This window comes from Nostoc sp., assembly GCF_036917655.1.
Classification (GTDB): domain Bacteria; phylum Cyanobacteriota; class Cyanobacteriia; order Cyanobacteriales; family Nostocaceae; genus Nostoc.
The window spans coordinates 123669-148438 of sequence record NZ_JBALCY010000063.1; the positions used below are offsets into that span (position 1 = coordinate 123669).

Annotated in this window: 17 protein-coding genes and 1 pseudogene; 8 read left to right on the top strand and 10 right to left on the bottom strand. The window is 42.2% G+C overall.

Annotation, left to right across the window (positions count from 1 at the left end; all coding sequences use genetic code 11):
- Positions 1 to 16: 16 nt before the first annotated feature.
- Positions 17 to 2053 carry a serine/threonine-protein kinase gene (locus V7K30_RS21780; RefSeq protein ID WP_335002791.1) on the top strand — a complete coding sequence of 679 codons (2037 nt, stop codon included), beginning with the start codon at positions 17 to 19 and terminating at the stop codon, positions 2051 to 2053.
- A 236-nt stretch (positions 2054 to 2289) separates the two neighbouring features.
- Here the strand turns inward: V7K30_RS21780 and V7K30_RS21785 are convergent, their stop codons facing one another.
- Entirely contained in the window at positions 2290 to 3006 is a 717-nt protein-coding gene (locus tag V7K30_RS21785; RefSeq protein ID WP_335002793.1) for a hypothetical protein, read from the bottom strand.
- Between the two features lie 313 nt (positions 3007 to 3319).
- Between V7K30_RS21785 and V7K30_RS21790 the strand changes: the two genes are divergently transcribed.
- Complete coding sequence (locus tag V7K30_RS21790; protein ID WP_335002794.1) at positions 3320 to 3697, top strand: VOC family protein; 378 nt, start codon at positions 3320 to 3322, stop codon at positions 3695 to 3697.
- 43 nt (positions 3698 to 3740) lie between these two features.
- Positions 3741 to 3926: a hypothetical protein gene (locus V7K30_RS21795; RefSeq protein WP_335002796.1), complete on the top strand. Its 186-nt coding sequence runs from the start codon at positions 3741 to 3743 to the stop codon at positions 3924 to 3926.
- 405 nt (positions 3927 to 4331) lie between these two features.
- Here V7K30_RS21795 and V7K30_RS21800 read toward each other — a convergent pair whose 3' ends face one another.
- Entirely contained in the window at positions 4332 to 5555 is a 1224-nt protein-coding gene (locus V7K30_RS21800; RefSeq protein ID WP_335002798.1) for a peptidase, read from the bottom strand.
- A gap of 531 nt (positions 5556 to 6086) precedes the next feature.
- On the opposite strand from V7K30_RS21800, the gene V7K30_RS21805 reads away from it, so the two are divergent.
- A complete protein-coding gene (locus V7K30_RS21805) occupies positions 6087 to 8153 on the top strand; it encodes a serine/threonine-protein kinase (RefSeq protein WP_335002800.1) in 2067 nt (688 codons plus the stop codon).
- Between the two features lie 320 nt (positions 8154 to 8473).
- On the opposite strand, the gene cbiE is transcribed toward V7K30_RS21805, so the two are convergent.
- The 6 genes from cbiE to V7K30_RS21835 form a co-directional block, all read right to left on the bottom strand.
- Positions 8474 to 9694: a precorrin-6y C5,15-methyltransferase (decarboxylating) subunit CbiE gene (cbiE, locus tag V7K30_RS21810; RefSeq protein WP_335002802.1), complete on the bottom strand. Its 1221-nt coding sequence runs from the start codon at positions 9692 to 9694 to the stop codon at positions 8474 to 8476.
- A 257-nt stretch (positions 9695 to 9951) separates the two neighbouring features.
- Positions 9952 to 10737, bottom strand: a complete 786-nt coding sequence (locus tag V7K30_RS21815; protein ID WP_335002804.1) for a class I SAM-dependent methyltransferase — start codon at positions 10735 to 10737, stop codon at positions 9952 to 9954.
- An 88-nt stretch (positions 10738 to 10825) separates the two neighbouring features.
- Positions 10826 to 12034, bottom strand: coding sequence for a 4-hydroxy-3-methylbut-2-enyl diphosphate reductase (locus tag V7K30_RS21820; protein WP_335002805.1), 1209 nt, complete (start codon positions 12032 to 12034; stop codon positions 10826 to 10828).
- Positions 12035 to 12129: 95 nt separating this feature from the next.
- Positions 12130 to 12987 carry an SGNH/GDSL hydrolase family protein gene (locus tag V7K30_RS21825; protein WP_335002807.1) on the bottom strand — a complete coding sequence of 286 codons (858 nt, stop codon included), beginning with the start codon at positions 12985 to 12987 and terminating at the stop codon, positions 12130 to 12132.
- A 150-nt stretch (positions 12988 to 13137) separates the two neighbouring features.
- On the bottom strand, positions 13138 to 14583 hold the full coding sequence (locus tag V7K30_RS21830; RefSeq protein ID WP_335002809.1) for an ammonium transporter: 1446 nt from the start codon (positions 14581 to 14583) through the stop codon (positions 13138 to 13140).
- Positions 14584 to 15070: 487 nt separating this feature from the next.
- The gene (locus V7K30_RS21835; RefSeq protein ID WP_335002811.1) at positions 15071 to 15394 is read right to left on the bottom strand and encodes a YnfA family protein; all 324 of its coding nucleotides are present in this window, start codon (positions 15392 to 15394) and stop codon (positions 15071 to 15073) included.
- Positions 15395 to 15676: 282 nt separating this feature from the next.
- On the opposite strand from V7K30_RS21835, the gene V7K30_RS21840 reads away from it, so the two are divergent.
- From V7K30_RS21840 to V7K30_RS21855, 4 genes are all read left to right on the top strand, one after another.
- Positions 15677 to 20386, top strand: a complete 4710-nt coding sequence (locus tag V7K30_RS21840) for a GAF domain-containing protein (protein ID WP_335002813.1) — start codon at positions 15677 to 15679, stop codon at positions 20384 to 20386.
- A 182-nt stretch (positions 20387 to 20568) separates the two neighbouring features.
- Positions 20569 to 20994 carry a DUF4363 family protein gene (locus V7K30_RS21845; RefSeq protein ID WP_335002815.1) on the top strand — a complete coding sequence of 142 codons (426 nt, stop codon included), beginning with the start codon at positions 20569 to 20571 and terminating at the stop codon, positions 20992 to 20994.
- Positions 20995 to 21315: 321 nt separating this feature from the next.
- Positions 21316 to 21597: a peptidase gene (locus tag V7K30_RS21850; RefSeq protein ID WP_335002817.1), complete on the top strand. Its 282-nt coding sequence runs from the start codon at positions 21316 to 21318 to the stop codon at positions 21595 to 21597.
- A gap of 739 nt (positions 21598 to 22336) precedes the next feature.
- The gene (locus V7K30_RS21855) at positions 22337 to 23335 is read left to right on the top strand and encodes an RNA polymerase sigma factor, RpoD/SigA family (RefSeq protein ID WP_335002819.1); all 999 of its coding nucleotides are present in this window, start codon (positions 22337 to 22339) and stop codon (positions 23333 to 23335) included.
- A gap of 71 nt (positions 23336 to 23406) precedes the next feature.
- Here the strand turns inward: V7K30_RS21855 and V7K30_RS21860 are convergent.
- Together V7K30_RS21860 and V7K30_RS21865 are read right to left on the bottom strand one after the other, a co-directional pair.
- Positions 23407 to 23778 (bottom strand): annotated as a pseudogene (locus tag V7K30_RS21860) (ThiF family adenylyltransferase); the annotation flags it as partial.
- A 192-nt stretch (positions 23779 to 23970) separates the two neighbouring features.
- A complete protein-coding gene (locus tag V7K30_RS21865; RefSeq protein ID WP_335002820.1) occupies positions 23971 to 24594 on the bottom strand; it encodes a 4Fe-4S single cluster domain-containing protein in 624 nt (207 codons plus the stop codon).
- Between the last annotated feature and the right edge of the window lie 176 nt (positions 24595 to 24770).

Here is a 24770-nt window from a genome sequence, read left to right on the forward strand (position 1 = left end):
TCGCGCCTGTCAGATCATGATCTGCTGCTTAAATCCCGATTGCCTTAATCCCCTGAATCCCAATGGAAAGAAGTTTTGCCAAAGTTGTAGCACCCCATTGGTGTCACTTTTAAGAAATCGCTTCCGTGTCATCCGAGTCCTTTCAGATGAGGGGGGATTTGGCAGAACCTATCTATCAGAAGATGTAGATAAACTCAATGAACGCTGTGTTATCAAGCAATTAGCTCCAAAATTCCAAGGAACTTGGTCGCAAAAAAAGGCGATGGAGTTGTTTGCGGAAGAAGCGCAGCGACTACAAGACCTGGGCGAACATCCCCAAATTCCGACTTTGCTAGCTTACTTTGAGCAAGACGGCTGCCTATATTTAGTGCAGCAGTTTATCAATGGCGAGAATTTATTAAAGGAGTTGCAACAGCGCAAGGGATATAACGCTAGGGAAATTCAATCTATTTTGCTAGATCTATTGCCAATCCTGAAATTTATCCACGATCGCAAAATCATTCATCGGGATATCAAACCAGAAAATATTATCCGCGATAAAAGTGATGGGCGATTAAGTCTGATTGATTTTGGTTCCTCAAAGCAATTTACCGCCAAAGTTCAGCAGAAATCTGGCACATCCATTGGTTCACACGGTTATTCTCCCCTAGAACAGATTAGAGATGGTAAAGCTTTCCCCGCCAGTGACTTGTTCGGTTTGGGGGCTACCTGCTTTCATCTGCTAACGGGAAATTCGCCCTTTCAGTTGTGGATGGAATCTGGCTACGCCTGGGTGAGTAATTGGCGGGAATATTTGCGGAGTCCATTAAATCCTGAATTGGATTTTGTGATCGACAAGCTTTTGAAAAAAGACATCCAAGAACGTTACCAGTCAGCCGATGAAGTTCTTAGAGACTTGACTCCAAAACAACTTCTTGCACTACCACCAGCCGGTAAGTCATCTGGGAAAATACCACCAACTAGAGCACCATCTTTACCAAAAAGTTATCCCTTACTGAGAATTTTAGTTTTAATAAGTGCTTTGATTCTGTTATTCGGATTCCAAGAATCTTGGTATAAATATTTTCGCCGGATTCAGACCAGTTTAGTCTCTAGGCTGAGTCAGCATAATAATTCTGGCAAAAATGAAGCGCTTTTAAGGCAACCGCCAAAGATTACTTTGGGGGAGGTTTCCTTAGCTAATACTCTCCAAGCACATGAAAACTCAGTTTTATCTGTCGCCATCAGCCCTGATGGCAAAACCATTGCCAGCAGTGGCGGCGATCGCCAAATCAAACTTTGGAATCTCGCAACCGGAAAACAAATCTCTTCACTCAACGGACATTTTCAGCAAGTTAATGTCGTGGTAATCAGCCCAGATGGCAAAATTCTGGTTAGTGCCAGTGATGACAACACCATCAAAATCTGGAATCTGGCAACGCGAAGACAAATTCGCACTTTGGAGGGGCATTCTGACTCAGTTCATGCCCTAGCCATTAGTGCTGATAGCGAGACTCTGGTTACTGGCAGTGATGACAACACCATTAAAATATGGGATTTAGCAACAGGAGAGCAAATTCGGACACTGACAGGGCATACATTCTGGGTGCGATCAGTAGCCATCAGCCCCGATGGCGTGATTCTTGTCAGTGGCAGTTTTGACAAGACGATCAAAATCTGGAATCTAACAAAGGGATACTCAATCCGTACACTGGAGGGAAATTCTCAAACAGTAACAGCTGTGGCTATTAGCCCAGATGGTAAAACTTTAGCCAGTGCTAGCCGCGATCGCACCATCAAACTTTGGAACCTAGCTACGGGTAGAGAAATTCGCACGCTAACGGGACATGCCAACACTGTCACAACCGTAGCCTTCAGTGCCGATGGTAAAATTATTGCTAGTGGTAGCCGCGATCGCACCATTAAACTGTGGAATTCAGCCACAGGAGAAGAAATTCTGACATTGGCGGGGCACACCAACACTGTGACATCCGTCGCCTTCAGTCCTGATGGCAAGACCCTTGTCAGCGGTAGTGAGGACAATACTATTAAGATTTGGCGATTGTCTCAGTGAAAACAGGAAAGAGGTCATATCAAATCCATCGAACTCACTTTAATCCAAAATCGTTCGACTAAGCGGAGCCGAAGTCCAAAATCTAAAATCCAAAATTAGTTGATTAATCTTAAAGATAAGACCAGAACAGAACGGCATCCTTCAAAAGCAGAACTCATGGAGACCGATCATTCGCTCCACTCAAGAACACTTTTATCGCAGCATTAGCCCAACATTTCTTCACGCCTACAATCAACTTAAGACCCAAAGGTTTGCTTCATTTTTGAAAGAAGCTTCGAGATAGACTCCCCGTGAATAATAGAACCATGCATTGTTGCAAGGTACTTAATGGGTAGATTCTCTATTGCCTCAATTCCTCGGGTGAAGCTTTTGCCTTCAGACATAAACCCGACTTTTTGCTGAAAGTTAATGATAGATTCTGTAAGATCCTTTTCGGTAACAGGTTCCTCGAACTGACCAGGATGAGCTGCAAGATCGGAACAAAAAAGGATCTCCTCTTGCGGCTGATAGAATATACAACCCTCCCATCCATGAGGGAAATGAGGAGTTTCAAGCAGGATGATATCTCTTTTGCCCAAGGAAAGAGCTTTGTTATTCTTAAGAACCGTTGTTGGTCGCAGTGCAAAGTCATCCATGTTCGATTGATTCAGAGGACTCACAATTGTTTGCGCTTGCGGAGATGCTTGAAGCCATTGATTAAGCGCTCCGCACTCATCAGCCTCAAGGTGACATAAACCAATGTAATGAAGTTTTGAAGCATCGCAGACAGACGAAACAAGCTCATAAGTTTGCTCGAACCAATTTGAGCGACCCGTATGAATAAGCATAGGGCGCTCATCAAGGATAAGGAATTGACTGAAAACGAAATTTTTATTATTTGAGATAGAAAGCTTATATATATTAGGAACTATCTCATCTATCCGCGTGAAGTTAGCATTTATATGCGTAAACATTATATTTTTTTGTTTATTTTTTGACTTTATTCTCAGTACAAATGTTTCAAAAGGAGAATTACTGAACTAAAACAGGACTTACGCAAAAAGGCAGTGAAAGCCTTGATTTACCGTAGGGGCAATTCATGAATTGCCCCTAAATTTCGTAGTTTATGCGTAAGTCCTATAAAAGAAGAAGACTTGATTTGAGATGAATTCTCATGCTCTGCGTCTAAATATTAAACTACTGTTTAACGATAGATTTACAGTTTTTTGTCGCCAAAAAGGTTGATAATAGCTATATTGTAAAAGTTTTGGATTAGCACAGTAGATTATGACATTGAAAAACACCTTTGGTGAATATAGTTTTGTCAGTAAAGTAGACGTTACTAATCTGGAAGCTAGTGTCGAGTGGTACAAGGACAAACTCGGTTTAGTTCCTGAATCAAAATATGACACGCCTAGCTGGAGACAGTTTAGTATCCCTGATATTGGGCGCTTTGCAATTGGACTGAACTTAAGTAACTCAGTTGAACCAGGTAGTGCCGTTAGTACCTTTGTTGTAAACAATATAGTTGCTGCTCGTCAAAGCCTTATTGAAAAAGGAGTTGAAGTTGGGCCAATTACAGATGTCGGTCACGGAGTTCAATTGTCTGTCTTCAAGGATATTGACGGAAACTTGTTGGGGCTTCGGCAAAATCCGCAGTCTTAACTATTAGCTGCTGAAATCGGGGAGTTAGGCAGCAACTGAACTCATGTTACTACCTAATTCCCAAGCTGTGCATCTAGACCACTATCTAGTGGTAGTTGTCATGCTTCTAAAATGCACCATTTACATAATTTTCAAAAATACAGCATTTACGATGCCTGCGGTGGGCTACGCCTACGCACCTGCGGAATGTGGGATAGAATCTAACAGTTCGGTTAGATATTGGCTGTGATTTTAGGTAGTTATTGATCCCCCCTAACCCCCCTTAAAAAGCAGGGCTGTTTCATTCGATAAGGTAGGGATTTTGTCAACAGCATGGGCGAGAAATTTGGGGAAGTTGGGGAAGAGAAAAATTACCATCTCAACCAATAAATTTTAGTGCGATCGCCATTTTATTGTCCAATCAGATTTTTTAATCACCTGATTGTTTTGACTTAGACGCTTGTAAATCAGAGCCTTTCAGGGAATGAAACGCCCCTGCCCTTAAAAAGGGGGAACCGGAATCAAAGTCCCCCTTTTTAAGGGGGGTTTAGAGGGATCTAGAACGTTTTGCTACCGACAAGATAGCTTTTAAAACATCCTCTAAGATCCCCGCAAACCACGGCGATAAAGCGGTAGTTTCAAGTAACCTAAATTATCAGAAAATAGTCAATCTGTATTTACCGAAATCTTGGGGATTCTTGGAAGTAACAACTATATAGTAAGTATCATCTTCAGGCAATCTAGCTCGGTCAATTAAAGCACTGTACACACCATCTTTGTTGTTTTTAATTATAGCGACCGTCTTTCCTTGAGAATTTAGCAAAGTTACGTAAGGAGAAAATTCTTCATCTACACTATCTACACGAATACTTACAAGCTGATTTTTTCTCCCTTGAAAATTAGAAACATTGTAAGCGCCTCCATTTTGTTTAAGGGTTGAGCTTTTGGCAGTTAGTTGACCTGATTCATCTAAAGTATAGCTAGCTCTATCATTCCTGAGAGCCAAACTATAGCGACCTATCTCTCCGGCATCTTGGCTAGTAACTGCAATCTTGTAAATGCCGTTCTTCGGCAGTCGGGCAAAAATAAATGCATCATCGCCACCACTGCCTTTCTCCAAAGCGCCTTTTTTGACGATGATATTATTATCAGGATCGTGCAAAAACAACAAAGGTTTTAAACTCAAGTTATTTGATCTGCGTGTATCATTACTGCCAATCAGCCTAATTTGGACTAATTGATTTTCTCTGCCCTCAAACTGATAGAAATGAAAATATCTACCTTGAGATTGAAAGTCACGCTTACTCAGAATACCCAATGCAACATCTACAAAGTTAATCTCTTTGTAAGTAGGTGTCACAGACGGAGAAACCTGTGAATCGTCGAGATTTTGGTTGCCACCTCTACCTGAATTATAATTCGAGTTGCGAACTCTGCCTGAATTTGAAGCCACAGAGTTTGAGTTAGAATTTCTCCGTCTAGATGGTCTAGAAGTAGAACCATCATTGGAACTATTACTTGCTTGGTTAAAGTTTCTCCGTCTAGATGGTCTAGAAGTAGAAACATCATTGGAACTATTGCTTGCTTGCTCAGAGTTCCTTGTGTTAGAAGATACACTAGCCTGTACTGGTGACTCAATAGATGTCTTCCGTCTTGGAGATACTGACCCTTGAGAAACAGGAATTTGCTCAATTGCTTTTTTTACTGCTTCTGGTTGTCTCTCATCTGGTGATTTGGCAATTATGAAGTCTTGAGAACTTTGAGGTTTTCCCAAAGCACTTATAGGTAGCACATTACTTGTGAGCAACAAACTACTACTCAAGCAACAAATTAAAATGCGGCTTAATTTGCGACGAGAGTTGTTGTTTTCTACTAGCATAATTACGCTCCTAATTTTGCTGATGATTTTGTATTTAAGAGATAGACGAATTTTAAGTTGAAAAATTTCTATTCCAATTCAGACTATTAGTACACTGTGGCGTCAGTTTGCCTACCTTTAATAAGTTGCTTAAACCCCTTCTTAAGCCTCTTGTTAAGCCCCAAGTCTTGTTTGAGATGGTAGCTGGATTTTTGCCAAGCTGTACTAGAGTGAATGTCAGTTTTGTAAGTATATACTGAGCTACAAGCTGAAATTGCTGCTTTTCGGATTTTTGCCGAGATATTTTTGCCAAACTGAGCCAGATGCTGCCGGACTACTAAATCGAGAATGTATATATTAACTTGACGCCAATCAATTTATCAAAAGGCATCGCTCAAGCACAACTTCTTTGAAGTTCTCTAAATTGTTCAATACCTGATGAGGTAAGGAAATTGGGGATTTATATAGGATCTCAGTGATATTGACTAATAACAGAGATTATACTGCATGACTTAAAATGAATATATACTCCAACTGAAATGGATTCCCAGTATGCTCTGTTGTGTGAATCCCGATTGCCAAAAACCCCTGAATCCTGATAAAAACAACTATTGCCATAGTTGTAGAGCGGAATTGATACCCCTGTTGGGAGGTCGCTATCGTCCCACTCAGATGTTGTCAGATGAGGGCGGATTTGGTAGAACCTATCTGGCAGAAGATGTACACAAACTGAATGAATGCTGTGTTGTTAAGCAATTTGCACCAAAACTTCAGGGAACTGGGCCCCTAACAAAGGCCATTGAGCTATTTAAACAAGAAGCGAGCCGACTGCAAGAACTCGCAGAACATCCGCAAATTCCAACTTTATTGGCTTATTTTGAGCAAAATAGCTATCTGTTTTTGGTGCAGCAGTTTATCGATGGGCAAAACTTGCTTAAAGAATGGGAGACGCGGGGAAGCTATAGCGAAACAGAGATTCGCGAACTTTTGCTAGATTTACTGCCCGTGCTGAAGTTTATCCATGTACGGGGAGTGATTCATCGGGATATCAAACCACAAAATATTATTCGCCGTCAAAGTGACGGGCGATTAGTGCTAATTGATTTTGGAGCCTCCAAGCAGCTGACGGCAACAGTGCAGACTAAAATGGGCACTGTTATTGGCTCACACGGTTACACGGCAATTGAACAGATGCAAGATGGAAAAACTTACCCAGCCAGTGATTTATTCAGTTTGGGGGCGACTTGTTTTCATCTACTGACTGGGGTTCGTCCATCTCAACTGTGGATACAGCAGGGCTATAGTTGGGTTGCATCTTGGCGACAATATTTAATCAGTCCGGGTAGGGATGGGGTTTCTGTGTCCATAGAGTTGGGTGAAGTTTTGGATAAGCTGTTGCAACTAGACATCCAAAAGCGTTACCAATCGGCTGATGAAGTCATCACTGACTTGACACCTCAGCTAACACCATTGTCATCAGTCCCCCCAACTATACTTACACCAACATTTACAGCCACCCCAGCAAATAAAGGGCCAGTTTCACCAAAACCAAATAATAAGCTAAAAAGCCAACTGCTTTTAGGTACTAGCATTTTGGTGTTGGGATTAGGGGGAGTTTGGTATTTACATTATCGCCCCCAAATGAGCGAGTTTTCTCAGCCTATTCCTCAGCCTATTCCTCAGCCTAAATCCCCAAAAAGCGGCTCAGAAAATCCTTTTGTGCCCAAATCCCTTAAGGGGCATTCCAGCGATGTAAATTCTGTAGCTTTCAGTCCTGATGGCACAATCCTTGCGAGTGGTAGTGATGATAAGACAATCAAGCTATGGAATCTAGCAAGTGAAAAGCAAATCCAGACTTTAGAAGGACATTCCGATTGGATTTGGACTGTAGCCTTCAGTCCTGATAGCAAAACCCTTGCCAGTGGTAGTGCGGACAAGACAATTAAATTGTGGAATCTGGAGACAGGAAAGTTAATCCGCACCTTACAGGGACATAGCGACGGAGTTAGTTCCGTAGCTTTCAGCCCTGATGGCAAAACCCTTGCTAGTGGCGGTGCTATTAAGGATAAGACAATTAAATTGTGGAATCTGGAGACAGGAAAGTTAATCCGCACCTTACAGGGACATAGCGACGGAGTTAGTTCCGTAGCTTTCAGTCCTGATGGCAAAACCCTTGCTAGTGGTAGCTGGGATAAGACAATTAAATTGTGGAATCTGGAGACAGGAAAGTTAATCCGCACCTTACAGGGACATAGTGAACGGATTCTTTCGGTCGCTTTTGCTCCTCATGGTGTCACCCTTGCTAGTGGCAGTAAAGACAAAACAATTAAATTGTGGAATCTGAAAACAGGAAAGTTAATCCACACCCTAAAGGGACATAATGATAAGGTTAATTCCGTCGCCTTTTTGCGAAACGCAACTTCAAATCGTGTCACCCTTGTCAGTGGTAGTAGTGACAAGACAATTAAACTGTGGAATCCGGTAACAGGAAAGCAAATCCGCACTTTAGAGACGGGTTCTGGATATATTTATGCTGTTGCCATCAGCCCAGATGGACAAACTATTGCCGGTGGTGGCAGTGGTGAGAACATTCTCAAGGTTTGGCAGATGATTCACTGAAAAGTGCAGAAATTTTTGTAGAGAGACAACGTAATGCCGATTTTAGTATAAATGTCAATTGGGAATTGTGGGTATGCACATTTATGGTATGAAAGTCTCACGAAAAGATGCAAAGGAAAACCGATCAAATCATCCCGCATTTATTTATTGTTAATTGGGATTTCCCAAAAATCAAATTGCACTGCAAATTTAGCTTGATGAGCTTTGCAGGTTGTTTTTGGTAAATTTAGAGGCTGGTGGCGATATCGGGATGATTGTCTCGCAGCAAACGTTTACTCAGTTCTAAAGCTTGGAGATACAGGGGTTCGGCTAGGTCGTACCTAATCCCCAGTCCCTTTTACAACTATCCATTGCGTCACAGGTGCCATTGCTCGCCAGCCCAAAAATTTACCAATAGGTTCCGCCCGCTGAATGGCAATACGAGTTAAATCGCCACCGACTCGTTCATGCCATTGAAATAAAGTTTGCTCACCCTCTACCGTCACGACATTTGCCACCAAACGTCCACCCGATCGCAGTGCTTCCCAGCAAACATCAAAAAGTCCTGTTGCTGTCACCCCACCACCAATAAAAATGGCATCTGGTGCTGGCAAATCTTTCAAGGCATGGGGCGCTTTACCTTCAATGATTTGCAGATTGGGAGTACCGAGAGTGGCGGCATTATCAGCAATATATAGTAGTCTAGATGAGTTTTGTTCGATCGCGATCGCCCGACACCGAGCATGGCTTCGCATCCATTCAATAGAAATTGAACCGCAACCCGCGCCCACATCCCACAACAGCGCTCCCGGTGTGGGAGCCAAAGCTGCTAAGGTGATTGCCCTAACCTCACGCTTCGTTAACTGTCCATCGTGGTGGTAGGCGTTATCTGGTAATCCTGGTAATTTTGGTAAAGGGACAACCCCAGTATCAGCAATACAATGAATTGCGATCGCATTCAAAGCAGCAACTTCAGTTTCACCCCAAGATGCAGCCGTACCTTCCACAATTCTTTCATGAGCGCCGCCCATGCGCTCCAATACACTGATTTTGCTGCCACCATAGCCGCGATTTGTCAAAATTTGGGAAACAATGGCGGGTGTGTCCTTCCCTTCACTCAAAATCAACAGCCTAGCTCCCGAATAGATGTAAGACTTGAGTAGGGACGATGGACGACCATTCAAACTCAAGGTTTCCACCTCAGTTAAAGACCATCCAACCCTGGCACAGGCGAGGCTGAAGGCTGAAGGTGCGGGGATAATCGTCATTTCAGAGACGGGAATTCGCCGTGTCAAGGTAACACCAATGCCATAACACATCGGATCGCCGCTTGCGAGTACGCAGATTGATTCACCCCGACGCTGGATGATTTCCTCTACTGAGGCGCTAATAGGGGATATCCAGACTAGTTTCTCACGTTGGTCATCTGTAGGGAGCATTGCTAAATGGCGATCGCCTCCCACAATTACTTTAGCTTGATCGACTAGAGAACGAGCGATCGCGCTTAATCCCTGTAATCCATCTTCCCCAATACCGACGATAGAAAGCCATTTCTCTGTCATGCTAATTCATGATTAATAATTACTTTATAACTAAGATTTCATGCTAATTCTAATTCTGAATTATTCGGTCAATTTCATCCGTCTTTGCATTTCAAAAATGTAGGAAATGATTTGTGATCAGTCAGGATTAGTGGTGGATATCGCGCACTAGCACTTAAGAACGGCGAGGATTATTAGTGGATCTCGATTGGGTCACATGATGAGTCCGAGGCACTGATTGGATAAGAAGATTACTGCTTCAATCTTCACCCTTTAGCTCAAGTTACTACTTTATCGGCGATTACAAACAAGTAATCTCCGTGATTATTTTCATACTTTTTGACAATCTCGATAATCTGTCCTGTATTAATATCTGCTGCTAGTTTTTGACACCCTGCTGCGATTTCCTCCGCAGAAGCTAGCAAAGCAAAGGTAGAAATTCCAGAGCGGACATTCTCATCTAAATATATTTCAGGACGATATTTTCCACTATATAAAAATAGGTCTTGCAAATTTTCGGAAATAGAATAAGGTTCAATATCTACTAAATTAAAACCTGCCTCATTGAGAGCATCTCTGACTTTTTCTAAACTTGGCATCTGTTCAGCAGATTTATGTATAGCTTCTGGAAAATATTCGACTAACCAATATTTGCTCATTTGCTCCGGTGTGGCAGTAAATAGTACAAAACGACCAGCCGCTAAGACACGGTAAATCTCCCGAAAAGCAGGAGTTAGTGCAGCAAAATGATGTATTGCTAGAGTGCATAACACACCTGAGAAAGCTCTATCAGCATAAGGTAACGCTTTAGCTTCTGCAACTTGCCAAGCTACAACATTACTCTTATTTATAGCAGCATCAATCATCTGTTTTGACTGGTCTACTCCATGCCAAAAACCACCATATTTTGCTAAAGCTAGCGTGTAATTTCCTGTGCCACACGCCACATCGAGATACGAGGAATCTGATTTGATTTGGAGGTGTTTAGCTAATTGGGCAGCAATGTCAGAGTCAGCGCGACGAGTCAAATCATAGCCTTTACCAATTTGCTCATAAACAGCCATTTGTTTTAGTTGATCTAAAAATTATCAATAAATAGATGAGCAATAAACACCCCTCAGTGTTGCTAAAGAGGGGTTGGGGATGATTTTTTTAAACCAGTGTTGCTGTGGCTTTCATTACAAAAATTTTCTCAATCACATCTTCTACCACCTTATCTGGCGTGGAAGCACCAGAAGTAATTCCCACAACAATCTCTCTGTCTGGCAACCAGTTTTCTGTAGTTATTAACTGCCCATTTAATTGCCGATGTTCAATGGAATATCTTGATTTAATCCGTTCAACAGTATCAATATGATAAGAAGGAATTCCCCGCTCAAAAGCAATTTGTTGCAATTGAGTAGTATTCGATGAATTAAACCCCCCAATTACTACCATCAAATCTAAGTTATGTTCCACTAACTCCAACATGGCATCTTGCCGTTCTTGGGTGGCGTCACAAATGGTGTTAAAGCTTTGGAAATGCTGATTTAACTCAGTGGGGCCATACTTTTGCAACATAATCCGCTCAAAAAGCTTGCCGATTTGCTCAGTTTCGCCTTTAAGCATCGTAGTTTGGTTGGCAATGCCAACTCTTTCTAAATCTTGATCAGGGTCAAATCCTGCTGAACAAGCTTTAGCAAATTTTATTAGAAATTCTTCACGGTTCCCACCATTGATAATATAGTCAGCAACATATTCTGCTTCTTGCAAATTCAACACAATCAAATACTTGCCAGCAAAGGAACTAGTAGCGACTGTTTCTTCGTGCTTATATTTACCGTGAATTATTGAAGTATAATCGACTTTTTTGTGCTTTTCTACTGTATTCCAAACTTTAGATACCCAAGGACAAGTTGTATCAACAATTTTGCAGCCTTTGTCGTGAAGTATCTGCATTTCCTGAACGCTAGCCCCAAAAGCAGGTAATATCACTACATCACCAGTTCCAACAACAGAAAAGTCTTTTTGATTTGCTTCAATGGGGATGAATTCTACTTCCATCTCCTGCATCCGCTGATTTACAGAAGGGTTGTGGATAATCTCGTTAGTAATCCAGATGTGTTCTGTAGGGAAGTGCTGACGAGTTTCGTAGGCCATGGCCACAGCCCGTTCTACACCCCAGCAAAAGCCAAAGGCTTGTGCTAGTCGGATCGTCACATCACCTCGTTGTAGGGTGTAATTGCGATCGCGAATTTCCTGAATCAAGTTACTCTGATACTCAGATTGCAACTGGGTGGCTACTTCTGCTTGATGACCAAAGCCCTTGCGATTGTAGTTTTCTGAATGTTGCAGGCTGCGCTTAAAAGCTTTTGTATCCATTAGATTTGTCTACTTAAACCACTATTTTTTATTTTCTCGCGCCCAGACGCGATTTATACAGAGTTGTATTCAAAGATATTACTTCTTTTTGTCCTTTAGCCTTTTTCCCCCGAAGTCCGTTGACGCTGGGATTTTAATTCGATATCGCTATAAATCTGCAATGCAGAACGCCAAACCATATAGCCTTCAGGACTTAAGTGTAAGCCATCAGTAGTAAATTCGCGGCGGAGATTTCCTTGCTTGTTGGTAAATAGGGGATATAAATCGAGATATTTGACACCTTTTTTGGTAGATATACTTTGCAGTTGCTGATTCAACTCGCGAATGCGACTATTGGCAACACCCAGAAGTTTATCTCGTCCTTTCCAGGTTGCTTCCTCTGCCCCATGTGGCAAAATCGATTGGACAACAATTTGGGCTGTGGGATGCGTCTTTCGCAGATAATTGATAATTTGCCGCTGATTATCTAAAATTACCTCGTCGCTCATCCCCCGAATAAGGTCATTAATGCCAATCATCACAAAAATCACCTCTGGCTGGGTGCGGTCAAATATCTTCAATCTTTTTAAGAGTCCATTGCTGGTTTCGCCAGAAATTCCTTGATTAAGCCAATTTTTACCTTCGGGTAATAACTCAGGGGGAAACCACAAACTCAGAGAATCTCCCGCCAGGATGGTTAAATGCGGAGTCCGTTGGTCAGCGGCGACCTTGGCTTCTTGCTTGAGGATGTCTACCCACTCTTGGTAAGTGAGTTGGTGACGGCGACCCAAATCAGGTGTAGCAATTTGGGGTGAGTTGTTCAGGTTGATTGTCTCTGGGGATGTGATCATCCCAAAAAAAGTGGTCAATTTCTGCTGTTGCCAAATTAGCAGGATGACCGCCAACATTAGGATGCCGTTGGTTAACAGCGAGAAAAATGCCCAGATAGGAAAGGTTTTTGCAGAAGTAGACACGACTAGCGAAATTTACCTATTATTTGAATCAAATTTTAACGCTAGCGATCGCAAATCAGCCCAATTTTGGATTTTGAATTTTGGATTTTGAATTTTTCTTTCAATCCAAAATCCAAAATCTAAAATCTAAAATCGAATGACCCAGCACTTCTAAGTGGGACGATCGCCAAACTCGGAGTTATAACCTTCTTCACCGTGTTCGTTGATATCCAAACCTTGCAATTCAGCTTCCTCTTTGACTCGCAGCCCGACTGTAGCATCGATAATCTTGAGAATAATCCACGTACCAGCACCGGCGATCACATAGGCAATGGCAATTGCTACTAGTTCAACTCCCAATTCACCAAAATTACCACGTAGCACTCCCTCTTTACCTCCTCCGTTGACTTGAGTCGTAGCAAAGATGGCCGTTAAAATTGCCCCCACTGTACCACCAACGCCATGCACGGGATAGGTATCTAAAGCATCGTCAATTTCTAGCTTGTGCTTGAAACTCACAGCATAGAAGCAAACAAAGGCGGTGATGAAACCAATTAAAATCGCTGATAACGGTGTGACAAATCCGGCGGCGGGAGTAATGCCCACCAAACCAGCAACGGCTCCTGTAGCCGCTCCGACTGCGGTCGGTTTCCCCCGTAAAACTGCTTCCAAAATTAGCCACATTAAAGCCGCTGCCGCCGCCGCTGTATTGGTGGCAACAAAGGCTGTTGTTGCTAAATTTGTGACTAAGTTACCAGAAGTTCCACTAGCAACTGATAAGGCACTCCCAGCGTTGAAACCGAACCAGCCAAACCACAGCAAGCCAGCACCCAGCAAAATGAAAGGGACATTGTGCGGCGGGCTAAGACGGTCGGGATGGGTTTTCCGAGGCCCAAGGACGATCGCTGCTACTAAAGCAGAAACGCCAGAACTAATATGAACTACTGTGCCACCTGCAAAGTCGAGGGCACCTAATCCACCGTACAAACCTAAGAATCCACCTTTCGCCCATACCATATGGGCCAGGGGGGCGTAAACAAAGGTTGACCACAGCAGCACAAACAGCGAATAGGCGCGGAAACTCATCCGTTCAACGATCGCCCCAGAAATCAAGGCTGGGGTGATAATGGCAAACATGGCTTGATAAATCGTGAACGCCTGGTGGGGAATCGTTCCGGCATAGGAGACGACATCAGCATATTTGGAGTCTGTTGCTTTGATGGCGTCTTCGTACGGCAGATGCGGCAAGTAGCCTTGAGTCTCTAAACCGACATTATTCAACCCAAACCATTGCAATCCACCGATAAACGGTAAACCTGGCGCAAAGGCAAGACTATAGCCCCACAGAATCCAGATAACTCCCACGATCGCCATCAACACAAAGCTCATCATCAATGTGTTTAGGACGTTGCGCGATCGCACAAATCCACCATAGAAGAACGCCAATCCTGGTGTCATTAACAGCACCAGTGCTGCTGAAATCAGCATAAATGCCGTATCTCCAGTATCAGCAGCAGGCGGCGCAGCGGCTGGTGTTTGGGCAAAAGCATTGCCCATCAGCGGTATTCCCAAAATCAGTAGGGTGATAGCCCCAATCATTACAACTTTCTTCAACACTTGTTTTTCTTCCTAAGCACCAATTATTTGTATACTTAACTACATTTGATTACTTTTAGTTAGACATTTTTGTCTTGAAAGATACTTAACCTTAATTTTCTGTAAATGTTAACAAAAATATAATCCCGATTGTAGTTGCCAAGATTTAAACAAGGGTGTATACGTGGAATCATTGCATCTTTTTTTGAAAAATAACATTTTATTCAACCGCTACAAAATTCCAAATTTTTAGTTACCTACTGTTACAAACCAAGATCCTTGTGAGAATTGACAAGGATTTTAAATACTCGCCAGTATTCTCCGAGAATTTGCACAAATATTATCATGAGTTCTCTTTATATCTCACGCATAAACGCGCAGATATCAGTATGGCTGCTTCTCACCGATTAGTTGCTAAAAAACCTTTACGATTTTGTGTGAGGTTATTATCTGTTTAAAAGTGGGTATTATAAAACTTAAGTTGTCGGAAATAATATAGAAATTTTACTTAATTTCTGGGTGCGAACATGATAATTAAAACACTCAATAACGCGAAACTTGCTCCTATTAGGTCGTAGCGGTCTGGAGTTACCCCGTCTACCTTCCAACCCCAAAGCATTGCCATTGCGATAAACACGCCACCGTAAGCCGCATACACTCTGCCAAAATTTGCCGATTGGAGAGTTGCAATAACCCCATAGAAAGTTAAAGCAATTCCACCCAATATGCCCCACCAGAACGGCTTACCTTCACGCAACCACAACCAGATCAAGTAGCCGCCCCCGATTTCAAATAAACCAGCCCATAAAAAATACAGTAAAGACTTAATCATTGGATCGATTCTTTAATAAGGTCGAACTCAGTGAAATTACGCTAACGCTTTTAACTAAAGTATTGTCATTAATTAAAGTAAGTTTGTTGGACTGGACATTGGGCATTGGGCATTGGGCATTGGGCATTGGGCACTTGTACTGAGCGGCGTCGTTGGCGCAGCCTCTCGTAGAGAAGTATTGGTCATTGGGCATGGAGCATTGGGCATTGGTTATTTCCTGCTCCCCTGCTCCCCTCCCCCCTGCTTCTTCCCCAGTCACCAGAATGTAGATAAGGCTCAAGGATGAAAGCACCATTACCTGATAACGAAGCACAGAGAATCGAGACGCTTTTGCAGTATAAGATTCTCGATACGCCATCTGAAGCCGCTTTTGATGACCTCACCCGTTTAGCCTCGTATATTTGTCAGACTCCTATTGCCTTAATTAGCTTAATTGATACAAACCGTCAGTGGTTTAAGTCAAAAGTCGGTCTGGATGCCCTAGAAACACATCGAGATTTGGCATTCTGTGCCCATGCTATTCTACAGCCTGATGTTCTGGTTGTGCCTGATGCAACAGATGACGAACGGTTCGCCGCTAACCCACTGGTAACATCTGACCCAAATATTCGGTTTTATGCTGGTGTACCTCTGATTAATCCTGAGGGATACGCACTAGGAACACTTTGCGTGATTGACTATGTACCACGAGAACTTACTCCAGATCAGATAGAGGCTTTACGAACTTTAGGTCGTCAAGTCATTAAGCAACTGGAATTGCGCCGAAATTTAGCAAGTTTGGTACTTATTACCAAAAAAGGCAAACAGGCGCAGCGGGTACGCAAGCAATTTTTCAAAAAGATTGCGGCAGGTTTTGGTTTGGCGTCGGCAATTTTAGTTTTGATTGGTGTGGTTTCCTATCAAAATACAAGAGGATCTATTAATAATCGGATTTTAGTAAAAAATACTGACAAAAAAATCAACAGTCTAGAAGAACTACAGTCTCAGATAAAGGATGCGGAGACTGGGCAACGTAGTTACATCCTCACTGGAAAACAGATTTATCTCAAACCTTATCAAGCAGCACTTGCTAACGTCGATCAAGAAATTGCCAAGTTGAAGAGTTTAACAGCAGATAAACCGAATCAACAAAAGCAGATCACAACGCTTGAATCTCTGATAACGACTAAACTTACTGAACTAAAACAGACTATCAATTTACGCCAGAACAAGGGATTAGAGGCGGCGTTGCAAATACTAGTGAGAAATGATGAACAAAATCTCATGGATGATATCCGCAAGGTGCTCAATGAGATGGAGAACGAGGAAAGGGGACGACTCCAGCAGCAATTACAAGTAAAAAAAGCCAGGAGTCAGAACACAATTTTGACAATTGCGATCGCCATCTGCCTAAGTCTTATCGTTCTTGCCGTAGTCTACTACTTCATCTATCGTGAGGTCATTGAGCGCAAAAGGACAGAAGAAACCTTAAATCAAGAACGCAACTTTATCTCAGCAGTCCTTGATACAGTCGGCGCGTTGGTAATAGTTCTCGATTCTCAAGGGCAAATCGTTCGCTTCAATCAAGCTTGTGAGCAAATAACCGGTTACTCCTTCGATGAGGTGAGGGGTAGGTATTTCTGGAACTTGTTCCTACTTCCTGAAGAGGTGGAGCCAGTCAAAGCAGTTTTTGAGCAATTGCTAACTGGTAGAGGCTTGCAGGAGTACGAAAACTATTGGGTAATGAAGGATGGCAGTCGCCGACTGATTGCTTGGTCGAATACCTTCTTAAAAGACTATGAAGGAGCAGTAGAATACATTGTTGGCACTGGCATTGACATCACCGATGTCTCCGACGAGCTTCGCTTACGGAAACGAGCCCAACAGCATCTAACTGCACAATATGCTGCAACCCGCGTTTTAGCAGATTCCACTACGACTGGCGTTGCCACTACCCAAATTCTCCAAGGGATCTGTGAAAGTTTAGGATGGGATTTGGGTGAAATTTGGATGGTAGATCAGCAAGCAAATGTGCTGCGTTTTCTCGATATGTGGCATAAAGCATCCCTTGATCTGGAAGATTTTGAAGCACTGAATCGGCAAACCACGTTTCCACCAGGAATTGGACTACCTGGTCGTGTTTGGGCTAGTTCTGAACCTGTTTGGATCGCTGATGTCGTTAAAGAACTCAGTTTTTCCCGCTTCAAAATTAACGCTAAACTAGAACTACACGCAGCTTTTGGTTTTCCGATCCGCAGTGGTAACAAAATCCTCGGTATAATTACCTGCTTCAACCGTGAAATCCAGCCACTTGACGAAGATTTGGCAAAAACGATGAATTCTATCGGTGAGCAAGTGGGGCAGTTTATTGAGCGTAAACAGGCTGAAGAAGAAATACAACGCCAAAACTTGCGATCGCAACTATTTACCGAAATCACCCTCAAGATTCGCCAGTCTTTGCAAATCGAAGAAATTCTCCAAATCACTGTCGAGGAGGTGCAAAAGATTCTCCAGACAGACCGAGTTTTGATCTATCAGCTTTTGCCAGATGAGTCTGCACCCACCGTTATTGAAGCTGTAGTTTCTGGCTTACCAGCAATCAAAGAGCAAAACATCACCCCCCCCTACTTCCAAGCGGAATATCTACAACAGTACTATCTACAGCAGTACCGTCAAGGAAGGGTTTTAGGGCTGGCTAACTTGGATATGCTGGAAGTTGAACAAAGCTATCTGGAATTAATGCAACAGTTTGGGGTCAAAGTCAATTTGGTTGTGCCCATTCTTGTCAAAGAAGAACTTCGCGGTTTGCTCATAGTTCATCAGTGTGACGATTCCCACCACTGGTCTAGCTTTGAAACTGATCTTTTGCGGCAAATAGCCGACCAAGTAGGTATTGCCTTAGCCCAAGCCCAACTATTAGCAGCAGAAACTCGTCAGCGACAAGAACTTGAAATTGCTCGTCGCCAAGCCGAATTAGCTTCTCACACTAAAAGTGCCTTTTTGGCAAATATAAGTCATGAAATTCGCACTCCGATGAACGCTGTATTGGGGATGACCAGTTTGGTGTTAGATACTGCCTTAGACCCAGAACAGCGAGATTTTATTGAAATAATTCGTAGTAGTGGAGACGCTCTTTTAAGTTTAATCAACGAGATTTTAGATCTTTCCAAACTTGAGGCTGGAGAGATGGCTCTCGAAACTCTAGATTTTAACCTATCTACTTGTGTTGAAGAAGTAGTGGAATTATTGGCTCCCTCAGCCCACAACAAGGGATTAGAAATTGCCGCAATGATTGAGCACAACGTCCCCACCCACCTCAAAGGAGATACTGGTAGACTGCGGCAAATTCTCATGAACTTAATCAGCAACGCGATCAAGTTCACCAGCACTGGCGAAGTATTAGTGCAAGCCGAATTGCGTTCGCTTTCCTCTACTACAGCCACCATCCATTTTGCCATCACAGATACGGGTCTTGGCATTAGCCCTGAAGACCAACGCAAACTCTTTACCCCATTTACCCAAGTGGATGCTTCTACGACTCGCAAGTATGGTGGTACCGGTTTGGGATTAGCCATCTGTAAACAACTTGTAACCTTGATGGGAGGAGTGATTGGGGTAGAAAGTCAGATGGAGAAAGGATCTAATTTTTGGTTTGAGGTGCTTTTTACCAAGCTTGTTGAGCCTGTTTTGCCAAAATGCGATCGCGGACTTTTGCACAACCGTCGCTTGTTAGTAGTGGATAACAACACTACTAATTGCAAAGTTATCTCCCATCAAGCTACTCATTGGGGAATGCAGGTAGATCAAGCTGACAGTGTTGCTGCTGCACTCATTGCTATTCAGTCAGCTTGTGAGCAGGGTAAATCCTATGATGTCGCCTTGGTTGATATGCAAATACCCCAAACAAATGGCATGACTTTAGGAGAACAAATTAAAGCCAATTCTGCAATTGCTGAGATACCTTTGATTATGCTCACCTCTACTAATCAACGGGATGAAGTGCAGCAGGCGCTCAAAATTGGATTTGCTGCTTATTTGGTCAAACCCATTAAGCCATCACGACTCCTTGATACCATCACAACTATTTTAGAAACTCGGACTGAATCAGAACAAGGCGTTAGAGGCTCTTGGCTAGAGGCTACCAAAGAAATCCAGAGTCCAGAAACTTCAGGCATTCTTACTTCCTCTTCCCCTAACCCCTCTACTAAATCCAAATTAAGAATTCTCTTAGCTGAAGATAATTTGGTGAATCAGAAAGTAGCCTTGAGGCAACTCCAGAGTTTGGGCTACAAAGCTGATGTCGTTGCTAATGGAAAGGAAGTTTTGCAGCTATTAGAAAAAATTCCTTACGATTTGATTCTAATGGATTGCCAAATGCCGATTCTCGACGGTTTGGAAACCACAAAAGAAATTCATCGTTGGCAAGAGGACGCTTTTGCTCTGCGTCGTCGTCCTGTGGTGATTGCGATGACGGCTAATGCAATGAAAGAAGACAAACAAATGTGTCTCAATGCCGGAATGGACGACTATCTGAGTAAGCCAGTGTTTAAAGAAAAATTGGCTGCGACTCTAGAGCATTGGACAGGCGTGATCCTCTCACAAGAAGAGGCAGTTGTTTATGAACAGACAGTTTCCACTGGCCTAGGAATTGATTGGGAACACTTGCATCGGATATCGGGAAATGACGCAGAATTTGAATTAAATCTATTGCAAATATGCGTTGAAGATATGAAACCCCGTTTAGAAATAATTATTGCAGCGATCGCATCTAATGATTTTGAGCAAGTTGCGCGAGAAACTCATCAACTTAAAGGTGCTAGTACCAACATTGGAGCCACAGCTATATACCTAGCAGCTGACAAACTAGAACAATTGGCTTACCATCAAGAGCTTAAAGATACTACTAATTTAATTTTAGAGTTAAAAGAATTTGTCAACTCTATTCAAGATTTTTTAACAATAAATAAAGTAACAAATCACACCTTATTACCAATCAAAAATAATCGGGCATAAACCCGCAATTAAGATGCAAAACAGCCGTGATGCATCCGTGCCAAAAAACATAGGTATAGAAGATTACATTATTTTTGTAAGAAAAAACCTGCATAGAATCTTCCTACGTCTCCAGCAACTTTAGCTGATATAGTAGCTGATACCGTCCTTACTTGGCGATTTATCATTATTCAAGAGGTCTTATGAAACGCTTAATCTACATCATCCCCGTTACTGCAATTGGCTTACTGACATTGGTAGGATGCAACGGCGCTCAAAAATCTACTACCCAGACTCCTGCTGCCACTGAAACCACTGGAGGGACAACAGTATCCAAAACTACTACTACTACGCAGGGAGGTTTTAATCCTTTGGTCAGTGTAGTTTCAAATACAAAAACTGCGGTGTCAGCCGGAAAGTTTGATAAAGCTCAACAGGAATTTGATAAGTTTGAAAATTCTTGGTCTAAGGTTGAGGATGGTGTCAAAACTAAATCTTCCAAAACCTATAATGTAATCGAAGATGCTGCGACCCAGGTGAAGGGTGCGCTGAAAGCAAAAGATAAAGCGAAAGCTCTTAAAGGGTTACAAACACTTGACACAAATATCGCCACTGTTTCTAAAAAGTGAGGGAAGACTAACATAGAGCAGGAGTCAATCGATTTTGGATTTTAAATTTTGGATTTTGGATTGACCTCGACCACTTTTTGGCTTGAGGCAAGCCGAATTTTAAATTTTGGATAATGGAATTGTTCCGCTCACGTTCGCCTCTGGTTTCGTAGAGAGGGGCGGGGCATGAACCGAAATAATTTTTAATCTAAAATCTAAAATCTAAAATTGGCACGGTCAAAAGACAGTAAAAAAACAAGCTTTGTATGTGGCTTTGAGACAAACAGTTCTGTACCTCATCAAGTTGCAAACTGCTATAGTTTCCACTGGAGATTTTGGATAATGCGTTCATTTCGCAAGTACCACCGGACTCTGGCGATTATTTTGGCTTTACCGCTTGCTGTAACATTGTTAACTGGTATTGCAGCTACGCTGGTAGGTGAGTGGTCAGCTAACCTTGGAGTTGGGCGTAGTCTACTGCTTTCGATTCATCGTGGTGAAATCTTTGGTTTACAGGGAATCTACCCGATTTTGAACGGAATAGGACTATTAGGGTTGTTGGTTACTGGATTAAGTATGACTAGTTTGTTTGCTAAGAAAAGGTCAAAATCCGAGAAGGATTAGAAAAGACATAACTTCACTCAAGAGCGATCGCAGTCTTTTAAGATATAAAGACAAGTAGGTTCCCGTGCGATCGTAAAAGTGTAATGAAGGCATAACCTATTGTCTCTAGTGCTGTAAAACTGATTGCAGAAGCAGTTTCCAGACGTATTCCTCCTCTTTTCAAACTGAGGCGACCTTTTAAGTAAAATCCCAAAGGTAAAATCAATATCTCCATGTCAACACGTATAGGGAGTGATTTTCTTTGCTTAGATTCCCAGAACGCGACTTGACTTAGGGTAGAACTGTAAAAAGACAGAAGGAAGGAAAAAGTACTTTCATGCGTCATAGTGTACATCATGCCTGGCTACTTACAGGATAATTCTGAAGTAAAACAGGCTTTATGCCTGATTTTGAGACTTAGGTTGTGTACAACACCCAAATTTAAATCCGCTGGAATTTGGACAGACATAACTTTTTCAATTCTTTGACAAACTCCTGTAACATCAACCTCTTAACTTAAAACATATTAGTTTTGGCGAAAGAATTATCCGTGACAACAACCAGAAAATATTGACAAATTATTGACTTTATCTTTTAAAGTTAAACTACAAACTGATTCCAGTCACAATTAACGTTAGCACCTTAATCATCAAAATTAAGAATTGCATTCTAATTTCATTTCTGAATTTCCCACTAATTCTCTCGGATTGAAATTTATTTCCCTCTAAACCAACAAGCATTTCTGAAGGTTAATATAACTATGAATAATCTATCAACCCAGTCTCTAGAAGGAAGTAATAAAAATGAAAAACCTTTATATACTGCTGATACAGTCCGTACTTATCTTAGCGAGATTGGACGGATACCTTTATTAACTTATGAGCAAGAGATTAATTTTGCCAAGCAAGTTCAACAAATGATGGCTTTACTTGCTGCGAAAGAAAAATTAGCTATTCAATTAAAACGTCAACCGACACAACAAGAGTGGATTGAAAATATAAATATCGGTGAAAAATCACTACTGCAACAGCTACATCAGGGACATCAAGCCAAGCAGAAAATGATTCAGGCTAACCTGCGACTTGTAGTATCTATTGCTAAAAAATATCAAAGACATAACCTAGATTTTCTTGACTTAATTCAAGAAGGAAGTTTAGGTTTAGAGCGAGGAGTTGAGAAATTTGACCCTACTAAAGGGTACAAGTTTTCAACTTATGGCTATTGGTGGATTCGTCAGGCAATTACACGAGCGATCGCCGAACAAGGACGGACTATCCGCTTGCCTATTCATATTACAGAAAAACTGAACAAAATCAAGCGTATTCAACGTGAACTAACTCAAAAATTAGGTCGGACTCCTACCGCAGTTGATATCGCTGAAGAACTATCTTTAGATCCTAAACAAATTCGAGATTATTTACTCTTAGCACGTCAACCTATCTCTCTAGAATTGCGAGTTGGCTCAGAAAAAGATACAGAATTACAAGATATGTTGGAGGATGATGGACTCTCCCCAGAATTATACGCTGACCAAAAGTTTCTCCAACAAAATATTCAAAATTTATTGTCAAAATTAACTCCCCAGCAACAAGAAATATTAACTTTGCGTTTTGGTTTAACAGATGGAAATGAACTTTCTTTAGTACAGATTGGTCAACGTATGGGTATTAGTCGAGAACGAGTGCGACAGGTAGAGCAACAAGCTTTGGGTACTCTCCGAAGACATAAGGATAAGATACACGGCTATCTAGCTAGTTAGTTTTGTCTCAACACAGTTGTAAATTATGATGGGCGATGTCTGCGACAAACCACTAAGAGCGTCTACGCAATCTACAAAAACAAAGATTGAACAGTCAGATCCTTTAGGGTGATGGTGAAGTTACGCTGTTCTGCTGTGGCAATGAATGAAACGATCGCTTCACACGCCACAGCCACAGTTAATATCACCAGGTTTCGCGCCAGTGGATAATCACAGACATGATCATTCACCTCAGAAGGAAGGCGATAAACGTCATTCCAAATCACTTCTGCATAATCTGCTGATAGTCCAGCATAAAGACAAGGAATGCTAAATTGATCAGCATAATCTTTCCCTGCTTGACGTGCCACGCTATTGTCAAAGACATCGACAATTAGCTGGCTATATTTGAGTAGTTGGGTTGCATTTGCTGGTGTCAACTCCTTTGTTTTGGCATCAACTTTGTTATCCTCTATATCTGCATTATCGATCATCATCCTCAGATCATCTGGAAGGCTGGAGTCATTTTCAGTTAACTAGCTAAAGTGACTGAGCTTTACCCTTACCGGATAGCTTGTAAAAATTTAACCCTCAGAAGATGAACGTTCACCTTCTGAGGCTGAACCTTTAAGTTTTAACTCCCTATGTCCCATACCCTATGTCAGTTCCAGCCCACCTTGATAACCGGTGACAATGCGGCTACCATCCTTGAGAATATGAACCTCAATCTGGTCGCTAGCCCAAGTAATCTGGTCTTGGAAAGCTGGGTTCAACACACGAATCCGTTGATTGCTAGAAGAGACTGGAGAGTTGGGAGAATTAATTGCCAGAGATTGTACAAAAGGCCCGTCAATCAGGATATCGAGTTGTTCTAACAATCCTTGGGAACCTGGCGGCGCGGATTGGGACTGTAGCTGCTTAAGAGTGAATCCAGTAAAAGACATTACATTTAACCCAGCAGCTTTTACCTTCCGAGCTAAAGATGCTAGTGCAGTTGCTTGCCAAAACGGTTCTCCACCAGAGAACGTTACACCCATATTGCGGGGATTGCTGAGAATATTCTCGGCAAGGGTATCAACAGCAATCAATTGGTTAGCTTCAAATGACCAAGAGTCGGTATTAAAGCAGCCAGGACACTCACGAAGACAACCTTGTACCCAGACGACTGCACGACAACCAGGGCCATTAACTTCTGATTGATCAATGTAACCCATAATATTGAGATAGCCAGGGGGAATTTCTATGAGTGCTAGCGATGGGTCAGTTGGCTTAATTTCCATCTCTTTAACTCCTTTTAGCCGTTGTCTGTTAACCGTTAACTATAGCGAATCTCCAGTTATATAACTGTGACAATGGTTATATATAGGACTCCTATTTGATTTTTGAAAAAACTCCGTACATCTGGAGAGTAGCGAAATCAAAGGTAGTGTGTCGGATAAACCACTCAAACATCCAC